Origin of the sequence: Sulfitobacter sp. (genome assembly GCF_039977885.1) — a bacterium.
GTDB lineage: Bacteria > Pseudomonadota > Alphaproteobacteria > Rhodobacterales > Rhodobacteraceae > Sulfitobacter.
The window spans coordinates 234,705-251,329 of the sequence record NZ_JBDWCI010000012.1 but is presented as its reverse complement, the minus strand read 5'-3'; the positions used below and the strand labels follow the sequence as shown (position 1 = coordinate 251,329).

15 protein-coding genes are annotated in these 16,625 nt (G+C 58.7%); 9 read left to right on the top strand and 6 right to left on the bottom strand.

Going from position 1 to position 16,625, the window contains the following annotated elements; all coding sequences use genetic code 11:
• Positions 1–37: 37 nt before the first annotated feature.
• Positions 38–940 carry a LysR family transcriptional regulator gene (locus ABJM03_RS09585; RefSeq protein ID WP_348417163.1) on the bottom strand — a complete coding sequence of 301 codons (903 nt, stop codon included), beginning with the start codon at positions 938–940 and terminating at the stop codon, positions 38–40.
• A gap of 115 nt (positions 941–1,055) precedes the next feature.
• Between ABJM03_RS09585 and ABJM03_RS09580 the strand changes: the two genes are divergently transcribed.
• Positions 1,056–1,250 (top strand): hypothetical protein, encoded by a 195-nt coding sequence (locus ABJM03_RS09580; protein WP_348417162.1) that lies wholly within the window; start codon positions 1,056–1,058, stop codon positions 1,248–1,250.
• Positions 1,251–1,433: 183 nt separating this feature from the next.
• Here the strand turns inward: ABJM03_RS09580 and ABJM03_RS09575 are convergent, their stop codons facing one another.
• Positions 1,434–2,234 carry a transglycosylase SLT domain-containing protein gene (locus ABJM03_RS09575; RefSeq protein WP_348417161.1) on the bottom strand — a complete coding sequence of 267 codons (801 nt, stop codon included), beginning with the start codon at positions 2,232–2,234 and terminating at the stop codon, positions 1,434–1,436.
• A 280-nt stretch (positions 2,235–2,514) separates the two neighbouring features.
• Between ABJM03_RS09575 and ABJM03_RS09570 the strand changes: the two genes are divergently transcribed.
• The 3 genes from ABJM03_RS09570 (at position 2,515) to ABJM03_RS09560 (ending at position 6,278) form a co-directional block, all read left to right on the top strand.
• Positions 2,515–3,855, top strand: a complete 1,341-nt coding sequence (locus ABJM03_RS09570; RefSeq protein ID WP_348417160.1) for a hypothetical protein — start codon at positions 2,515–2,517, stop codon at positions 3,853–3,855.
• A gap of 225 nt (positions 3,856–4,080) precedes the next feature.
• Positions 4,081–5,592, top strand: a complete 1,512-nt coding sequence (gene gatB / locus ABJM03_RS09565) for an Asp-tRNA(Asn)/Glu-tRNA(Gln) amidotransferase subunit GatB (protein WP_348417159.1) — start codon at positions 4,081–4,083, stop codon at positions 5,590–5,592.
• A 200-nt stretch (positions 5,593–5,792) separates the two neighbouring features.
• The gene (locus ABJM03_RS09560; protein ID WP_348417158.1) at positions 5,793–6,278 is read left to right on the top strand and encodes a hypothetical protein; all 486 of its coding nucleotides are present in this window, start codon (positions 5,793–5,795) and stop codon (positions 6,276–6,278) included.
• On the opposite strand, the gene ABJM03_RS09555 is transcribed toward ABJM03_RS09560, so the two are convergent.
• Positions 6,275–6,532 carry a BolA family protein gene (locus ABJM03_RS09555; RefSeq protein ID WP_348417157.1) on the bottom strand — a complete coding sequence of 86 codons (258 nt, stop codon included), beginning with the start codon at positions 6,530–6,532 and terminating at the stop codon, positions 6,275–6,277. The genes ABJM03_RS09560 and ABJM03_RS09555 overlap by 4 nt on opposite strands.
• 95 nt (positions 6,533–6,627) lie before the next feature.
• On the opposite strand from ABJM03_RS09555, the gene ABJM03_RS09550 reads away from it, so the two are divergent.
• Positions 6,628–7,254, top strand: a complete 627-nt coding sequence (locus ABJM03_RS09550) for a J domain-containing protein (RefSeq protein WP_348417156.1) — start codon at positions 6,628–6,630, stop codon at positions 7,252–7,254.
• A gap of 234 nt (positions 7,255–7,488) precedes the next feature.
• A complete protein-coding gene (cobS, locus tag ABJM03_RS09545; RefSeq protein WP_348417155.1) occupies positions 7,489–8,475 on the top strand; it encodes a cobaltochelatase subunit CobS in 987 nt (328 codons plus the stop codon).
• Between the two features lie 74 nt (positions 8,476–8,549).
• Here the strand turns inward: cobS and ABJM03_RS09540 are convergent, their stop codons facing one another.
• Entirely contained in the window at positions 8,550–8,837 is a 288-nt protein-coding gene (locus tag ABJM03_RS09540; RefSeq protein WP_348417154.1) for a hypothetical protein, read from the bottom strand.
• A gap of 302 nt (positions 8,838–9,139) precedes the next feature.
• Here ABJM03_RS09540 and cobT point away from each other — a divergent pair, with 302 nt between their 5' ends.
• The 3 genes from cobT to ABJM03_RS09525 are packed head-to-tail and all read left to right on the top strand — an operon-like array spanning position 9,140 to position 13,221.
• The gene (gene cobT, locus ABJM03_RS09535; protein WP_348417153.1) at positions 9,140–11,017 is read left to right on the top strand and encodes a cobaltochelatase subunit CobT; all 1,878 of its coding nucleotides are present in this window, start codon (positions 9,140–9,142) and stop codon (positions 11,015–11,017) included.
• Between the two features lie 41 nt (positions 11,018–11,058).
• Positions 11,059–12,849, top strand: a complete 1,791-nt coding sequence (locus tag ABJM03_RS09530; protein WP_348417152.1) for an aminopeptidase P family protein — start codon at positions 11,059–11,061, stop codon at positions 12,847–12,849.
• A gap of 27 nt (positions 12,850–12,876) precedes the next feature.
• Positions 12,877–13,221: a DUF427 domain-containing protein gene (locus ABJM03_RS09525; protein ID WP_348417151.1), complete on the top strand. Its 345-nt coding sequence runs from the start codon at positions 12,877–12,879 to the stop codon at positions 13,219–13,221.
• Here the strand turns inward: ABJM03_RS09525 and ABJM03_RS09520 are convergent.
• Together ABJM03_RS09520 and recN are read right to left on the bottom strand one after the other, a co-directional pair.
• Positions 13,218–14,906: a chloride channel protein gene (locus tag ABJM03_RS09520; RefSeq protein ID WP_348417150.1), complete on the bottom strand. Its 1,689-nt coding sequence runs from the start codon at positions 14,904–14,906 to the stop codon at positions 13,218–13,220. The two genes, ABJM03_RS09525 and ABJM03_RS09520, sit on opposite strands and share 4 nt — an antisense overlap.
• 64 nt (positions 14,907–14,970) lie before the next feature.
• A complete protein-coding gene (gene recN / locus ABJM03_RS09515) occupies positions 14,971–16,620 on the bottom strand; it encodes a DNA repair protein RecN (protein WP_348417149.1) in 1,650 nt (549 codons plus the stop codon).
• Positions 16,621–16,625 lie beyond the last annotated feature (5 nt).

Here is a 16,625-nt window from a genome sequence, read left to right as displayed (position 1 = left end):
CCTATTCCAACATGCCTCCTGCGCTTATGAAAAACCTTTACGGCATAGAGCCATCCATCACCTCCAGACCTTCGATAGAGGCCTCTTGCTCCTTTTCGGCATTTTGAACGACCTTCGCCAAAGCACTTCGCGCCAAAGCGGCAAGGTCGTCTGGCAAATCATCCCGGTAAACGACCCATGACGGATAATGAAACCGCGGGGCCCCCGCCACGATATGAAGCCGCCCCGCATCCAGATGGCGCTTTACCGAACGGGCAGGCAGATACGCCGCAGCCTTGCGATTAACAATATACTCCATCGCCAAGGCACCCAGCGCCATAGACCGGCCAGAATCGGTCAGATGCGGCAGTGCTACGGCAAGCGCATGGGTGAATTCCGGCCCCCAATCAACCGATACAAAATGACGCCCCAAATCTGTCGTCGCGTCTGGATAAGAGGCCACGAGGATCAACTCGTCATCAAGCGCATGCTCTGCAATCAACCCCGACCGCAACTGCGGCGTGTACAAAAGCGCAGCCTGCACAACCCCCTCCATGAGAAAACGGGTGATGCGCTCTGGCATTCCCAATTCCGCATGAATGCTCAGCTCGGGCATATTCAGCTGCATTTCATCCATCCACCGAAAGCCCAATCGCGGCCAAAGCGAATACTGTGCCCCGATGCTAAGGGCCCTGCTATAGCCTTCGGGAATGGCGATTTGCTGGCGCGCCTCTTCCCAAAGCTTCAACATACTCAAGGCATAGCGTTCAAATTGCTGCCCCTCAGGGGTCAGCATCGCCCCGGCCTTAGAACGCGTGAACATGGCATGTCCCAAACTTTCCTCAAGCCGCTGAATACGAAGGCTGACAGCCGATTGCGTTACAAACAACCGATCACAGGCAGCCACAAATGAACCGGTATTGGCGACCTCGAGAAAGGTTCTGATAAGGGTGATATCCATGACCTACCCATAAGCAATACGCGCCTTAAATACAATTCTTATTCGTTTTCCTGTCTTCAAAAGACCCGCTATACCAATCTCAACGAAACGACATGAATGGCGAAAGGAGCCTGAGATGTTCAAGACACAGAAAATGATGATCGTTGGTTTGATCGGCGCGGTTCTCACATTATCCGCATGCTCAACGGATCAAGTCGCAAGCAACACGGGCTCAACTGTTGGCTTTGTCGCTAAAACCGCTGTGAAAGGTACCGTTGGCGCAGGCAAACTGGCCGCGCAAGGCGTCAAGAAAGTCGTTGGTTCCGAATAACGAAAACCACTGAAACCCGACCTGCCAACTGGAGCGGTGCGCGAAAACGCACCGCTCATTTTATTTTGGATCGCACCAGAATCGCATGACTGATTGAAGGGCGCAGGTGCCCACTTGCGGCCACCCCGTAACAAAAGGGCCCGACGGGGGTGTAGCCATCTCCCGCCTGTTTCCCCTAAGCCCTCAGGGCCGCAGACGCGGACGGATCGAGCTGGTCAACTGGCAGTACTTCTGCCGCTTGAGCCAACTGGCCATCTCGCGCCGCTTGGCTTCATTGCGCATCGGCCCCCAATCGGCAGATACCCCGCGCCAGCGGCTGTCACGACCATGGATCACCCCGTCCCGCAGGACCGTATGGGCCATAATCCGCACGCCACAGCTCAGATTCGCACCACCATCCTTGAGCGCCTCGCCCGTACCCGCAGCACAGCCATACCCGCGCGCAGTTGCGGGCAAAATCTGCAACAACCCGTACCAGCGGCCACCGCCCCCCACAGCCCACGGCTTGTAGGTGCTTTCGTATTTGGCCAAAGCCGACATATAGCCCACCCAGAACGCGCGCCGCTGGGCGTCAGTATTCGTGGGATAGGCCGGACACCACTGCGCAATATCGCGCGGGACCGTATCCACCAATGGCTTGCCATGATCTTTGAGCGCCGACAGCGCCCTGCGGGTCCAAAGCGCATTGCCCTTCATATGCCGCCAACGCGTGCGCGGGATCTGTGTGCGCAGCGGCGGTGGCCGCATAGAGACCGCAATCCCTGCCAGCTCGGCCTCAGAATCCTCACTCACAGCCTCTTGCACAAAAGGAGCAGCCTCCCCCGCGCCGGCCAAAACCGCCTCTGATTCCGGCTTGGCAAGCTCGCGCGCCGGAGGGCCGACCACATCCAAGGCAACCGGCGCCTGCGCATCGGCCTGTGCCATCGCCTGCGCTGCCATCACCAAAAGCGCCACACCCGCCCCGCTCAGAGGGCTGTTCCACATGCTGCGCATCCTGCGCTTTGCTGTCAGATAAAATACCATCGGCGCACTATGATATGCCGGCCCGCCGCATGACAAGTATTTTTGCACGCACACCGGCGCGGCGTTCGCCCTTTGCGAACAGTCCGCCACCATACGCGCAATCCCCCGCCAACCGGCAACAAACCGCCTGAAAGCGCGCTTTTTCGCCGCCAGATTTCCCGAGATGACCGCCCCATTGCCACGATCGCGCCCCAAAGTGCCGTCAATCTTACAGGTATCAACTAGCAACCTGGACTCTCACATGACGCATTTGCTTTCCCTTCTCCGCAAGCTCCCAATGCCCGGCTGGTCCAGCCTGCATAACCAAGAAGCCGCATCACTCGTCATACCTGAGCTCCCCAAGCGAGCTGCGCCCGCATCCCAATCCCGCACCAAAGCTGCCCCTGTGCCGGCCGCTGCTTCGAAACCTGCGCGCAGCCGCAGCACTCCGCCTTTGCACCTCAACATCCCCTGCCCCGATCCCACGCTCGAAGACCGCACCCGCGACGCCCATCAGAACCGCGCCCTGCATCTTGTGCGTCAGGAAGACTGGGGCGTGCTGTCTGAACTGATCCGCGCCGCCGATGACACCGCCACTATGACGCCGGGCGGCATGCCCGTGGCCGAACTGATGGCATTTGGCGCCCGTGCCGATGTGGTCATGGCCGTCGAACATGCCCTGCTCGACCGAACACCACCGCGCGACGCGCCCATCCTGCGTGGCATCGAAGCGCTCGAATTTGTACTGGCCGAACATAGCGATGACTATGTCATCAGCTGCATCGTCGCACAGGCCCATATGGATATGGCATGGGCATGGCGCGGGATCGGCTGGGATGTCGAAATCGCACCGCGCAACCGCGAAGCCTTTGACGCGCATTTCTCGCGTGCACGCGACATTATCTGCCAATTCAAAGGCGTTCCCAAAAATTCGGCCCTGCTGGCCAGCACTGAATGCGCCCTGCTGCGCGGCCAGAACGCCAGCGCCCAATCTGTCGCCGACCGCTATGAGGCGCTGATCGACCTCAACCCCGGCAATACCGGCCCGCTCCGTGCGCTTGGCACCCATATGCTGCCGCGCTGGTACGGCAGCCACGCGGGTCTCGAACTCGAAGCGCGCCGCACCGCCATCCGCACACGCGAAATCTGGGGGGCCGGCGGTTATACCTGGGTCATGTTTGACGCCATCAGCGTGGATGACGAAGCCTGCGCACGGCTCGATCTGCCGTTCTTTGTGGAAGGGCTGCGCGACATCCTCGCACGGCGTCCCGATCAGCATACCGTCAATCTTCTCGCAGCTTATTGCGCCAACACCATGGGTCAGGCCTGTTCGGGGAATGACGCAGCCGATCACATCCGCGCACAAATCGCCGATTGCGCCAATTGGATCGTGCGCGAACATCTGACCGAACTACACCCTATGATCTGGGCCCATGCGGCGCAGGGTTTTGCCAATAACCTGCGCGTGGCCTCTGCCCAACGATTTGCCGCTGCAGGATATGACGATGCCCTCCGCATCATCACCGACCTGTTCCGCCGCGAAATCGCCGAAGGCAAGCGGATCACCTTCACCGATCAAGGTGCTGTGGCAACACCCGCCTAAAGCCTGTGCAGATAGCTTCTTATAACCCGCTGCCTCTTTCCTGAAACCGTCCCGCCGTGGTCGGTTTCGGCTTAAAACGGCGTGCCTCCCTGTTCCGGAATAAATTCAACTCGCGCAATGCCACGAAAATACGCTGTGCGGCCGCAAGCCGCCCCCCTCACCCCTCTTGCCCATATGCACGCTGCCCGCTAAACCCTGCCTAACACCTAGCGAAAGGCTCATCCCATGCTTGATCTCACCTATGACACCCCCAAAGTCCGCACCATTGCAGGGGCCAAACAAGACTGGGAACTGGTCATCGGGATGGAGGTCCACGCGCAGGTCTCCTCCAATGCAAAACTTTTCTCCGCCGCCTCGACCAAATTCGGTGCAGAACCGAACGCGAATGTGGCCTTTGTGGATGCGGCCATGCCCGGCATGTTGCCCACGCTAAACAATTTCTGCGTTGAGCAAGCCGTGCGCACAGGCCTTGGTCTCAAGGCTAAAATCAACCTGTGGTCCGCCTTTGACCGCAAGAACTACTTCTACCCCGACCTGCCCCAAGGCTATCAGATTTCCCAGCTCTACCACCCCATCGTTGGCGAAGGTGAAGTGCTGGTCGAGATGGGCGATGGCACCGCACGTATGGTAGGGGTCGAGCGTATTCACCTTGAACAGGACGCGGGTAAATCCATTCACGACATGGACCCGAACATGTCCTTTGTGGACCTCAACCGCACGGGCGTCGCCCTGATGGAGATCGTTTCACGCCCCGACATCCGTGGCCCGGAAGAGGCCGCCGCCTATCTTGCCAAACTGCGTCAAATCCTGCGCTACTTGGGCACCTGTAACGGCGATATGCAATCGGGTGCGATGCGCGCTGACGTCAACGTCTCCATCTGCGCCCCTGGCCAGTATGAAAAATACAAGGCCACAGGTGATTTCGGCCACCTCGGCACCCGCTGCGAGATCAAGAACATGAACTCCATGCGCTTTATCCAGCAGGCCATCGAGGTCGAGGCGAAACGCCAGATCGCCATCGTTGAAGGCGGCGGCGAAGTCACACAGGAAACACGTCTGTTTGATCCTGACAAACAGGAAACCCGCTCCATGCGCTCCAAAGAAGAAGCGCATGACTACCGTTATTTCCCCGACCCCGATCTGCTCCCGCTGGAGATTGAACAATCATGGGTCGATGAAATCGCCGCCACCCTGCCCGAGCTTCCAGATGCCAAGAAATCGCGTTTCATCAATGATTTCGGCCTGTCGGATTATGACGCCTCTGTGCTGACTGCCGATCTGGACAGCTCCAGCTATTTTGAAGAAACGGCCAATGGCCGTGACGGCAAGATAACGGCAAACTGGGTCATCAACGAGCTGTTCGGCCGCCTGAAGAAAGACGAAAAAGACATCTCCGAGAGCCCTGTCAGCCCCGCGCAGCTGGGCGGCATTGTTGATCTGATTTCCTCTGACACCATCAGCGGCAAAATCGCCAAAGACGTGTTTGAAATCGCTTATACCACTGGCCGTGACCCCTCCGAAATCGTCGAGACCGAAGGCCTCAAGCAGGTTACCGACACCGGTGCCATCGAGGCCGCTGTGGATGAAATCATCGCCGCCAACCCCGATCAGGTCGCCAAGGCGCAGGCTAACCCGAAACTTGCCGGTTGGTTCGTGGGTCAGGTCATGAAAGCCACAGGCGGCAAGGCCAACCCCAAAACGGTCAACCAGCTGGTTGCGAAAAAACTTCAGGGCTAATGCCCCTGCCGTGGTGTGACACAGATCACACCACGGCACCGTAGGGTGGGTGAAACCCACGCTTCAAACAGATATATCCGCATGCTCGTGCAGCACGCATGGTGTACGCGCGGTGCACATTGTGTGACTCCTCTGTGTTCCCTTGTTTCCTTCTTGCAACCTGCGCGTTAAAACATGGTGAAACCAGCCGGAAGCCCCCCATGCCCCGATATGAATACAAGGTCGTTCCCGCCCCCACCAAAGGCATAAAGGGCAAAGGTGTGCGCGGTGCTGAAGCCCGATTTTCCTTCGCACTCCAAGAGCTTATGAATGGAATGGCCGGATACGGCTGGGAATATCAGCGCTCGGAAACACTGCCCTCGATCGAGCGGTCAGGCCTCACCGGCTCTACCACCGAATGGCGCAATGTGCTGGTTTTCCGCCGCCTTCGTGAGGGCGACGCCCAAGAATTCCAGCCTGAGCTTCTGCCCGCCCCCGAAGAGGGCAACGACGAAGACAGTCATCCCATTGAAAATGAAGAGAAAACAGAGCAACCTCCGCTGCCCGACAACGGGGTTGAAGATGCCGAAAGCCACGCAGCGGTCAGCCCTGCACTCAGCATCCTTGCCCGCGCTCGCAGCCTGACATCGGTCAAGCCGGACGCGCAAGAAGACGCAGAAGAAAAAGACGAGGGTCCGAAGACTTAAGGCGCAATATCCATCGAAAGCGCATGGATACGACCGATCAGGTCCTTGCCCAAAGCAGCATGCATAGCGCGGTGTTTCGCAACACGGCTCATCCCTGCAAATTCCGGCGCTGTGATCGCCACATCAAAATGCGTCTCTCCCCCCTCCCGAAACCCCGCATGTCCGCGATGCGCCTCGCTCACGTCTTCGACCACCAACCGTGATGGCGTGAACGCCACGCGCAGCGCTTGTTCGATCTCATCTTTAATCGGCATAAACCCTCCCATGGGAGCGATTTATTTGCCTCGCCCCCCTTCCTTCTGACAGCCACACGTTTAGAGTGACTGGCTCGAGTCGGAAAGGTGCAACAATGCGAAAAGACGATCCCTTCGGTTTTGATATGTCAGTCTCTTCTGCCAAAAAGAAGAATCCGCGCGGCAGGCGGGGTATGTCCGGCGCGTCCGAGACATCAACACGGGTGTGCGACCATGAAGGTTGCACCGAGGCAGGCAAATACCGTGCCCCCAAAGCACCTGATGTGTTGGATGATTATTTCTGGTTCTGCCAGCAGCACGTGCGCGAATATAACACAAAATGGAACTTCTTCCACGGCACCACCGAGGCCGAAATGAATGCGAAATTGTCCGAAGACAAGGTCTGGGACCGCCCAACCAAGCCGATGGGCGACCCGGAAGCCCGCGCTTGGGCGCGCCTTGGCATTGAAGACCCGCATCAGGTTCTAGGCGCAAATGCTACCCAGAACCCGGGCAAAGGCCCCCAAGCCGGCCGTCGCCTCCCTCCAACAGAGAAGCGCGCGCTCGAGATTCTGGATGCAAAGGACAATCTGACAAAGCCGGAAATTCGCAAGATTTACAAATCTTTGATCAAAGTCCTTCACCCTGACATGAACGGCGGTGACCGCTCGCAGGAAGAACAGCTGCAACAGGTGGTCTGGGCATGGGACCAGCTGAAATCCAGTAAGAACTTCAAGGACTAGCCTCCTTTCGGGCCTCACGCCTCAGGGTGTGAGGCCACAATCAGGCGTTTCCCCTTCCCCTACTGCCCAAGAAGCGTACAAAGCTCCCGAACCATCGGTGTTGTAACGCTGGAATGAGGGGTGTTGTAAAAGGGCGTTGTCATTTTGACCTTTCCCTTGAAGCTGCCCGCTATATGTTGCACCCAGAGACAAAAGCCCCGACGCGCGGGCGCACAGAATTTAGGATAGACAGACATGGCTGACGGCGGACTGGACCTCAACGCAACCCCGACCAAAGAAATCTCGGTGCGTGAGGTTTTTGGCATTGATACAGACATGACTGTGAAGGGCTTCGAGCAGTGCACAGACCGTGTGCCAGAGCTCGACAGCACCTATAAATTTGACGCCGACACAACCTTGGCGATTCTTGCGGGATTTTCGCACAATCGCCGCGTGATGGTGCAGGGCTATCACGGTACGGGCAAATCGACGCACATCGAACAGGTGGCAAGCCGCCTGAACTGGCCAACTGTACGTGTGAACCTTGATAGCCACATCAGCCGGATCGACTTGATCGGTAAGGACGCGATCAAACTGGTAGACGGCAAACAGGTCACCGATTTTCAGGAAGGCATCCTGCCTTGGGCATTGCGCACCCCTACTGCAATCGTATTCGACGAATATGACGCGGGCCGTGCGGATGTGATGTTCGTGATCCAGCGCGTTCTCGAAGTGGACGGCAAGCTGACGCTGCTTGACCAGAACAAAGTGATCGAACCACACCCCTATTTCCGTATCTTTGCCACGGCCAACACTGTCGGTCTGGGCGATACAACCGGCCTGTATCACGGCACACAGCAGATCAACCAAGGTCAGATGGACCGCTGGTCACTCGTCTCGACGCTCAACTACCTGAGCATTGACGCAGAAAGCGCCATCGTGCTGGCCAAGAACCCGCATTTCAACACCGCCGAGGGCCGCAAGACCGTCAAGCAAATGGTCACTGTTGCAGACCTGACGCGCACCGCGTTCATGAACGGTGATCTGTCCACGGTGATGTCACCACGTACCGTGATTGCCTGGGCACAGAACGCCCAGATCTTCAAAAATGTGGGCTATGCCTTCCGCCTGAGCTTCCTCAACAAATGCGACGAACTTGAGCGCCAGACGGTTGCCGAATTCTATCAACGTCTGTTCGACGAAGAGCTGCCCGAGAGCGCTGCAAGCGTCAGCTTGGGGTAATCTCCTTGCGCCGCAGCAGACCCGAAAAAACCCCAGTGCATTGCACTGGGGTTTTGTTTTGAGCATTCGCCAACTTAGCTGTCGTGCTTGGTCTTTGGCTTGGTCACCGTCTTTTTCGATGTCTTGGCAGAGTCATCTTTGCCAGACGCCTTTTTACCGGTCTCCGTCTTACGCGTATCTTTCACGGTCTTGGATCCGGTGTCTTCCGTGACTTTTTTCTTTATTTCATGCGTGCCACTACCTTCGATCACTTGCGCTTCTTTGTTTTTGTGGCTGGTCTCCGCAAAGGCCATCATCGGCGCGCTGACAGCCATCACCGCAATCAAGACTGCACCAGCGAATTTTGTTTTGAACTTGGTCATCGTTATCTCCTTCAATTTGCCGTTCCAATGAATATGGCGTGCCACTTCATTTCGCATGCAGAGACAACTGCGGCCTCTTGCATTCGTTCCATGCACCCTCGAAAACCCCAGCCCAAGCACCTGTAGTAAAATGATAAATTTATTATCCGTCCTTCGAAACCATCGTTGCCCTTTGCGCCAAACGACAGATCGGACACCCCCCATAACCGACCGCAATTGAATAAAGCGGAATAGTCGCCCGTGGCCTTTGACCCGGCTCGAAAAACCTGCGAAATGTTGTGTAACTATCAGGGACAGGCCTTATGAACAAACCAACTGACAATCCGGCAGATGTATTCAAAAAAGCTTTGGCCGAAGCCTCCAAGGTGATGGCAAATGATCCTGAATTGACTGTCAGCTACTCCGTGGACCCTTCGGGGCTAAGCGGCGATTCCATGCGCCTGCCGCAGGTCACGCGGCGCATGACCCGTGATGAAGTGCTGCTGGCGCGCGGTACCGCGGATGCGTTGGCCCTCAACCGCCGCTATCACAACGGCCAGACCCACGCCCGCTATCAACCCACAGGTGAGATGGCCCGCGACCTGTATGAGGCGATGGAAACCGCCCGCTGCGAAGCCGTGGGCGCGCGCGATATGCCCGGCACGGCAGGTAATATCGACGCCAAGATCAAGCATGAGGCACTGCGCAAAGGCTATGATCAGGCGAAATCAGCCTCTGACGTGCCGCTGGCCGTTGCTGCCGGTTATCTGGTGCGCCACCTCGCAACAGGGCGCGACATGCCCGCAGGTGCAGAAAATGTGATGGAGCTGTGGCGCGGCTATATCGAGGATCAATGCGGCACCACGCTCGAAGATCTTGAACAGACGCTGGACGATCAGGCGGCCTTTGCCAAATTCGCACGACAGATGATTACTGATTTAGGCTATGCCGATCAATTGGGCGATGATCCTGACGGTCTGGACGAAGATCAGGAAGACGAAGCCGAAGAGGGCAGCGACGAGCAAGACGATCCCGATAGCACCGGCAGTGATGATCAGGAAGAGGAAGACGCAGACGCCTCTCCCGAGCAATCGCAAGAGGAACAGCAGGACGCATCCCAGGCGCAGGTCTCGATGGATGACATGGCCGATCAGGAGATGGGCGAAGAGGCTGAAATGCCCGAGGGCGAGGCCCCGATGGAGCCACCTGCCCCGCAGCCGGTTTCGGACGCGGACCCCGACTATACCGTTTATCTGACAGATCACGACGAAGTGGTTGGTGCCGAAGAATTGGCCGAACCGGCCGAACTGGAGCGTTTGCGCGCCTATCTGGACCAGCAGCTTGAGCCCCTTAAAGGTGCCGTGAGCCGTCTGGCGAACAAGTTACAGCGCCGTTTGCAGGCCCAGCAGAACCGCAGCTGGGAGTTCGATCTGGAGGAAGGCACGCTGGATGCTGGGCGTCTGGCGCGGGTTGTGGCCACACCTACGACACCGCTAAGCTTTAAACAGGAAAAAGACACCGAATTCCGAGATACCTGTGTGACGCTGCTGCTGGATAATTCAGGATCGATGCGCGGGCGGCCGATTTCCATCGCGGCGATCTGTGCCGATGTTCTGGCCCGCACATTGGAGCGTTGCAACGTCAAGGTCGAAATCCTGGGCTTTACCACCCGCGCATGGAAAGGCGGGCAAGCCCGCGAGGCGTGGCTGAACGAAGGGCGCCCGACGGCTCCGGGTCGCCTGAATGATCTGCGCCATATCATCTATAAATCCGCAGACGCCCCTTGGCGGCGGACACGGCCCAATCTGGGGCTGATGATGAAAGAAGGTCTGCTGAAGGAAAACATCGACGGCGAGGCGCTGGAATGGGCCCACCGCCGCATGATGGCGCGCAACGAGTCGCGCAAGATCCTGATGGTGATTTCGGATGGCGCGCCAGTGGATGACAGTACGCTGTCGGTTAACCCTGCCAATTTCCTTGAGAAACACCTGCGCGACGTGATCGCCATGGTCGAAAAACGCAAAGCGGTCGAGCTGTTGGCGATTGGCATCGGACATGATGTGACCCGCTATTACGAGCGCGCGGTTACGATCACGGATGTTGAACAGCTGGCCGGAGCCATGACCGAACAGCTCGCATCGCTCTTTGATAGTGACCCGCGCAAACGGGCCCGTGTTCTGGGGATGAAGCGCGCCGGTTAAGCCCGCGCTGTGGCATGATACATAAATAAGGGAGAGTATGCGTGTTTCAATCATTTGAGGTGACCGCACGGCCCGAACAGGGCCCTCCCCGATTGGCTATGCTGCGCACACAGATGCAAGCTGCAGCCTTGGACGGGTTTATCGTACCCCGCGCAGACGCCCACCAAGGTGAATATGTTGCAGCGCGCGATGCGCGGCTGGCATGGTTGACGGGCTTTACCGGATCCGCGGGTTTTTGCGTTGTGCTGGCGGATGTAGCGGGGGTGTTTATCGACGGGCGTTACCACACGCAGGTCAAGGCGCAGGTGGCAGATGTCTACACCCCGGTGCCGTGGCCAGAGACCTCGATGGCCGGCTGGCTACGTGCGCAGATGCCCAAAGGCGGGCGTGTAGGGTTTGACCCATGGCTGCATACGGTAGACCAGATCGCGCAAACGCAATCCGCATTGGAAGGCACGGGAATCGAGCTGATCCGCTGCGACAACCTCGTGGATGCCATTTGGGACGACCAACCCTCCGCCCCGATGCAACCGGCCAAACTGCACCCGATGGAATACGCCGGCGAAAGCCACGCCGACAAACGCGCGCGTCTGGCACGCACGCTGGTGACCAAGGGCGAGACTTCGGCCATCATCACCCTACCCGACAGTATTTGCTGGCTCCTCAATATCCGCGGTGCCGATATAGAACGGAACCCCGTTGTACACGGGTTTGCTATTTTGCACGACAATGGCAGCGTTGACCTTTTCTCGGAGCCGTCAAAATACGCAGGGCTCGAAGCGCATCTGGGCACAGATGTACGCCTGTACGGGCCCGACGGGTTTCTACCTGCCTTGACCGCGCTGCGGGCTCCTGTGCGCATCGACACAGGGACCGCGCCCCAAATCGTTGCCGACAGGCTGGGTGATGCTGCTGAAAAAGGGCCCGAACCTTGTGCCCTGCCCAAGGCCTGCAAAAACGCTGCCGAAATCGAAGGGGCCGCCGCCGCCCATTTGCGCGATGGGGCCGCTATGGTTGAAATGCTGTGCTGGCTGGATGCCCAAGCCCCCGGCAGCATCACCGAAACGCAGGTGGTCACCCAGCTCGAAACCCTACGCCGCCGCGATGACGGATTACAGGACATCAGCTTTGAGACTATTGCGGGCACCGGTCCGAATGGTGCCATCATGCATTACCGCGTCACCGAAGAGACCGACAGCACGCTTGAAGATGGCCATCTGATCGTGCTCGACAGCGGCGGGCAATATCTGGACGGCACCACCGACATCACCCGCACAATTGCCATCGGCACTCCCCCGCAAGAGGCCTGTGCGGCCTTTACCCGCGTTCTGGCGGGAATGATCGCCATGAGCCGCCTACGCTGGCCTGCAGGGCTTGCAGGTAGCCATATCGAGGCCATCGGACGGATGCCGCTCTGGCTCGCAGGGCAGGATTTTGACCACGGGCTTGGCCACGGTGTCGGCGCGTACCTCAGCGTGCATGAAGGGCCTCAGCGGCTTAGCCGTGTGAGCAACGTGCCCTTGGAACCCGGTATGATCCTCAGCAATGAGCCGGGGTATTACCGCGAGGGCGCATTTGGCATTCGCATCGAAAACCTGCTTGTCGTGCAAGAGGCACCGGATTTGCCCGGTGGCGATGCGCAGCGCAAAATGCTGGATTGGCGCACGCTGGCCTTTGCCCCGATTGACCGCCGTTTGATCCTGCCTGAAATGCTGGATACCGATGCGCGTGATTGGCTGGATAACTACCACAGGGAAGTCGCCGCAAAGATTGGCCCACGGGTTACACCAGCCGCCAAAGAGTGGTTATATGCGGCAACCGCGCCCCTTTAGGGGGCAACACATCAGGAGAGCGACAAAATGAGTGATTACATCACGATCCGCAAAGCTGCCGGCACATGGACAGTCCGCGCTGGCGGTGCTGTTTTGGGCGAAAGCAGCGAAGCGCTGGAATTGGTCGAAGGCGACTACCCGCCCGTGATCTATTTCCCGCGCAGCGACATCGCGATGGCGTTTCTTGACGCGAGCGACAAAACCTCCCATTGCCCGCGCAAGGGCGACGCGCGCTATTTTTCGGTTGTGACCAAAAGCACCACTTTGGAGAATGTCGTATGGTCCTATGAAGAGCCACGCGAGGAAGCAGCACGCGTTAAAGGCTACCTGGCCTTCCACAATGTCCCCGAGGTCGCTGTCGAACAGATCTAGGAATGTTCTTCGGCTGCAGTGGCTGCCAAAGCGCGGTTATAGGCGCGCAAAGCATCCACATGGAACAGCGCGCCCAGTAGTTCGGGTGGCGCTGCATCCGCAGTTAGCGTGACCACGGGTAGGAACGGCACGCCGGTTTTTTCGAAAATCGGCATCGCCGTTTCCAGTGTCGCAGCGGCATCTACATACTGCCCTTCCCCGATCAGCTCCCAACAGCGCGCCTCATCCGCAGCGCGGGGATCATCAACCGTGCGCATGGTTTTCGCCGCCGAGAACATCGCCAGCAGATAGGCCTGCGGCCCTGCGGCCAAATGAATGCCCCGCCGCTCGATCTGGGTGAGGAAAAAGCTGCGGTTGACCATTCTAGAGGCCAGCGCCGTGGACATGCTCACGGCGACCATTACGGCCAGCCCTGTCTGCCAGTCACCCGTCAGCTCGAACACGATCAGCGTCGTGGAGATCGGCGCGCCCAGCACCGCAGCAGCAACCGCCCCCATCCCCGCCAAAGCATATAGCGAGGTCGATCCGGAGACCTCAGGAAAGAGGCTGGTGGCAATCAACCCGAAGGCCAGCCCCGCCAAAGCGCCTGTCATCAGTGAGGGTGAAAAGATACCGCCGCCCATGCGCCCGCCCAATGTGATCGCAACAGCCACCACTTTGAGTGCCGCAAATACAATCGCCTCATGCAAGGCCAGCTCACCGGTTAAGGCAAGGGAGGTCGTCTCATAGCCGACACCAATGATATGCGGAAACCCTACGGCCAGAATGCCCAGCAGCGCCCCTGCCACCATCGGGCGCAGATAACGCGGCAGCCCTGTCCGGTTCTGGATTTCATTTCCGACATCATCCGCCCAAAACACTGCCCGCATCAAAACGACTGCAAGCACGCCACAGGTTAGCCCCAGCATCAAAAACGCCGGCAGCTCGACATAGAATTGCAATTCCCCCGTTGTAGGGAGCTTGAACTCTGTCACCCCTCCGAATTCAAGCCGGTTGATCACGGTGCCCGCGACGCTGGCAATCACGATAGGGGCAAAAGCGTGCACTGCGAAATGACGCAAAACGACCTCAAGCGCGAAAAGCGCGCCTGCGATAGGGGCATTAAAGCTGGCCGAGACAGCCGCGGCCACAGCACAGCCCAACAAATCGCGGCCAGTGATGCCATCGGCATTAATCCGGCGGTTGATCCACGTGGTAATGACAGCCGCCAAATGCACGACCGGCCCCTCGCGCCCGGACGAGCCGCCCGTGCTGAGCGTCACCAAAGAGGCCAGAGCCGACGCAATGCCTGCGCGCCCCTCGACGCGGCCATCATGTAGCGCTGATCCGACGATCACATCGGCCACCGAACGCGCCCGCGCATCGCGGGTAAAATAGTGCAGAATCAATCCGGTGACCAATCCGCCTGCTGCCGGAATAAGGACAACAAGGTACCAATCCAAGCCGCTGATAAAGCTGTGCAAATGCTGTACATCATCCGTACCGTACAGCGCTTCTTGCAGCCAATAGACACCTTTTCGGAAAAACAGGGCAGCAAAGCCTGCCGCAATCCCGACAAGCAAGGCGATGAACCAAAAGGTCACCTTGCCCGGTCCTTTGTGCCGCAGCACCTGCCAGCCCTTTTTGCAATCGGCAAAAAATATCGCGAATTGCTCCGATATGAAAGAACGGGAGGGCGTGGTCATGGATGGCTTTCGGGAACAGTGTCGCGGTGGCTTTGCTCTATAACGCGCTTTCGCCCGAGAAAGGTCAAGCGTTCAGCAAGGCCCGTGCGGCCTCGCGGGCGGCCTCGGTTATGGTATCGCCCGAAATCATGCGTGCGACCTCATCCACCCGTTGATCCACGTCCAACGGGATCACATCCGTGGTGGTCATGCCTTTGGTCACCGATTTTGCGACCTGCCAATGATGCGCCCCCAAGGCTGCCACCTGCGGCGAGTGGGTCACAACAAGCACCTGCCCCCCCTCTGCGAGCGAACTAAGCCTGCGACCAACCGCATCAGCCGTCGCGCCGCCTACCCCACGGTCGATTTCATCAAAGATCAACGTGAGGCCGGATTGGCCTTGGGTCAGGCAAACCTTCAACGCCAGCAAAAAGCGGCTCAGCTCGCCGCCGGAGGCGATTTTATTCAGCGGACCGGCAGGCGCGCCTGGGTTTGTGGCAACGGTAAAGGACACCGCATCACGGCCCTCCGGCCCTTCAGGTTCATCCGTGATCTGGGTGGCGAACACCGCACGCTCCATTTTGAGCGGAGCCAATTCGGCGCTGACAGCCTTGTCCAGCTTGGTCGCTGCCTTTTTGCGCGCCGCACTCAGCGCATCTGCAGCAGCGGTGTAAGCAGCTTCGGCCGCAGCCACATCCGCCTGTAGTTTGGCCTGATCCGCCTCGCCCGCATCAAGCGTGTCAAGCTTGGCACGCAGAGTGTCGGCAAAACCGCTCAAGGCGTCAGGTTGGATATCGTGTTTACGGGCCAAGGCGCGCAGGGCAAACAGCCGCTCTTCGGTGTCTTCCAGCTCTCCCGCGTCAAAGGACATCGCCTCGATCGCGGCCACAACACCGTCCATGGCACCATCAAGTTCGATCATTGCGCGGTTCAGCGCGGCCATCGGTTCTTCCAATGCTCCATCGGCACGCTCGGCGGCTCCGTCCAGCCAGCGGAACGCATCAGCGAGCTGTGCCTCGGCTCCGTTCTGGCCCATCGCCTCATAGGCGTTGACCACATCAGCGCGGATTTTCTCGGCGGATTGCATCATGCGCCGTTTGGTATCAAGGGCGACTTCCTCCCCCTCCTCCGGTGCCATTTTGTCCAGCTCGGCCACAGCATAGCGCAGGAATTCCTCTTCCTCGCGCAGCGCCTCTTGGGCCTGTATCGCAGCCGCCTGTAGCTTGCGCAGGCGCGCCATCTCGCTCCATGCCTTGCGGGTTTTGGCCCGTGCCGCATCGAGATTACCAAAAGCATCCAGAATACTGCGGTGTCCGCGCGGATTAAGCAGGCCACGGTCATCATGCTGACCGTGCAATTCCACCAGTGTTTCGCTTAGCGCACGCAATACCTCGCCCGAACAGCGGCGGTCGTTGATCCATGCGGTCTTGCGCCCGTCAGCAGTGTTTATCCGGCGCAGGATCAGCTCATCTCCCACGGGCAGCCCAGCTTCCTCAAGCACCGCACGCGCAGGATGGTCATCGGTAAGGTCGAACCACGCCGTCACCTCTCCCTGGGCGGCCCCTTGGCGTACCAGATCAGCACGGCCACGCCAGCCCAACACAAAACCCAGACTATCGAGCAAGATCGACTTGCCCGCGCCGGTTTCACCGGTCAGCACATTAAGACCCGGCTGGAAGTTCAACTCCAACCGCTCAATGATCAGCATATCCGAAATATCAAGACCGCGCAGCATTAGGT

Coding starts and splice junctions, on each gene's coding strand:
- ABJM03_RS09525 (WP_348417151.1), top strand. CDS start 12,877: ATGAGTGATTACATCACGATCCGCAAAGCTGCCGGCACATGGACAGTC.
- ABJM03_RS09580 (WP_348417162.1), top strand. CDS start 1,056: ATGTTCAAGACACAGAAAATGATGATCGTTGGTTTGATCGGCGCGGTT.
- ABJM03_RS09550 (WP_348417156.1), top strand. CDS start 6,628: ATGCGAAAAGACGATCCCTTCGGTTTTGATATGTCAGTCTCTTCTGCC.
- gatB (WP_348417159.1), top strand. CDS start 4,081: ATGCTTGATCTCACCTATGACACCCCCAAAGTCCGCACCATTGCAGGG.
- ABJM03_RS09520 (WP_348417150.1), bottom strand. CDS start 14,906: ATGACCACGCCCTCCCGTTCTTTCATATCGGAGCAATTCGCGATATTT.
- cobT (WP_348417153.1), top strand. CDS start 9,140: ATGAACAAACCAACTGACAATCCGGCAGATGTATTCAAAAAAGCTTTG.
- ABJM03_RS09540 (WP_348417154.1), bottom strand. CDS start 8,837: ATGACCAAGTTCAAAACAAAATTCGCTGGTGCAGTCTTGATTGCGGTG.
- cobS (WP_348417155.1), top strand. CDS start 7,489: ATGGCTGACGGCGGACTGGACCTCAACGCAACCCCGACCAAAGAAATC.
- ABJM03_RS09570 (WP_348417160.1), top strand. CDS start 2,515: ATGACGCATTTGCTTTCCCTTCTCCGCAAGCTCCCAATGCCCGGCTGG.
- ABJM03_RS09560 (WP_348417158.1), top strand. CDS start 5,793: ATGCCCCGATATGAATACAAGGTCGTTCCCGCCCCCACCAAAGGCATA.
- ABJM03_RS09555 (WP_348417157.1), bottom strand. CDS start 6,532: ATGCCGATTAAAGATGAGATCGAACAAGCGCTGCGCGTGGCGTTCACG.
- ABJM03_RS09575 (WP_348417161.1), bottom strand. CDS start 2,234: ATGTGGAACAGCCCTCTGAGCGGGGCGGGTGTGGCGCTTTTGGTGATG.
- recN (WP_348417149.1), bottom strand. CDS start 16,620: ATGCTGCGCGGTCTTGATATTTCGGATATGCTGATCATTGAGCGGTTG.
- ABJM03_RS09585 (WP_348417163.1), bottom strand. CDS start 940: ATGGATATCACCCTTATCAGAACCTTTCTCGAGGTCGCCAATACCGGT.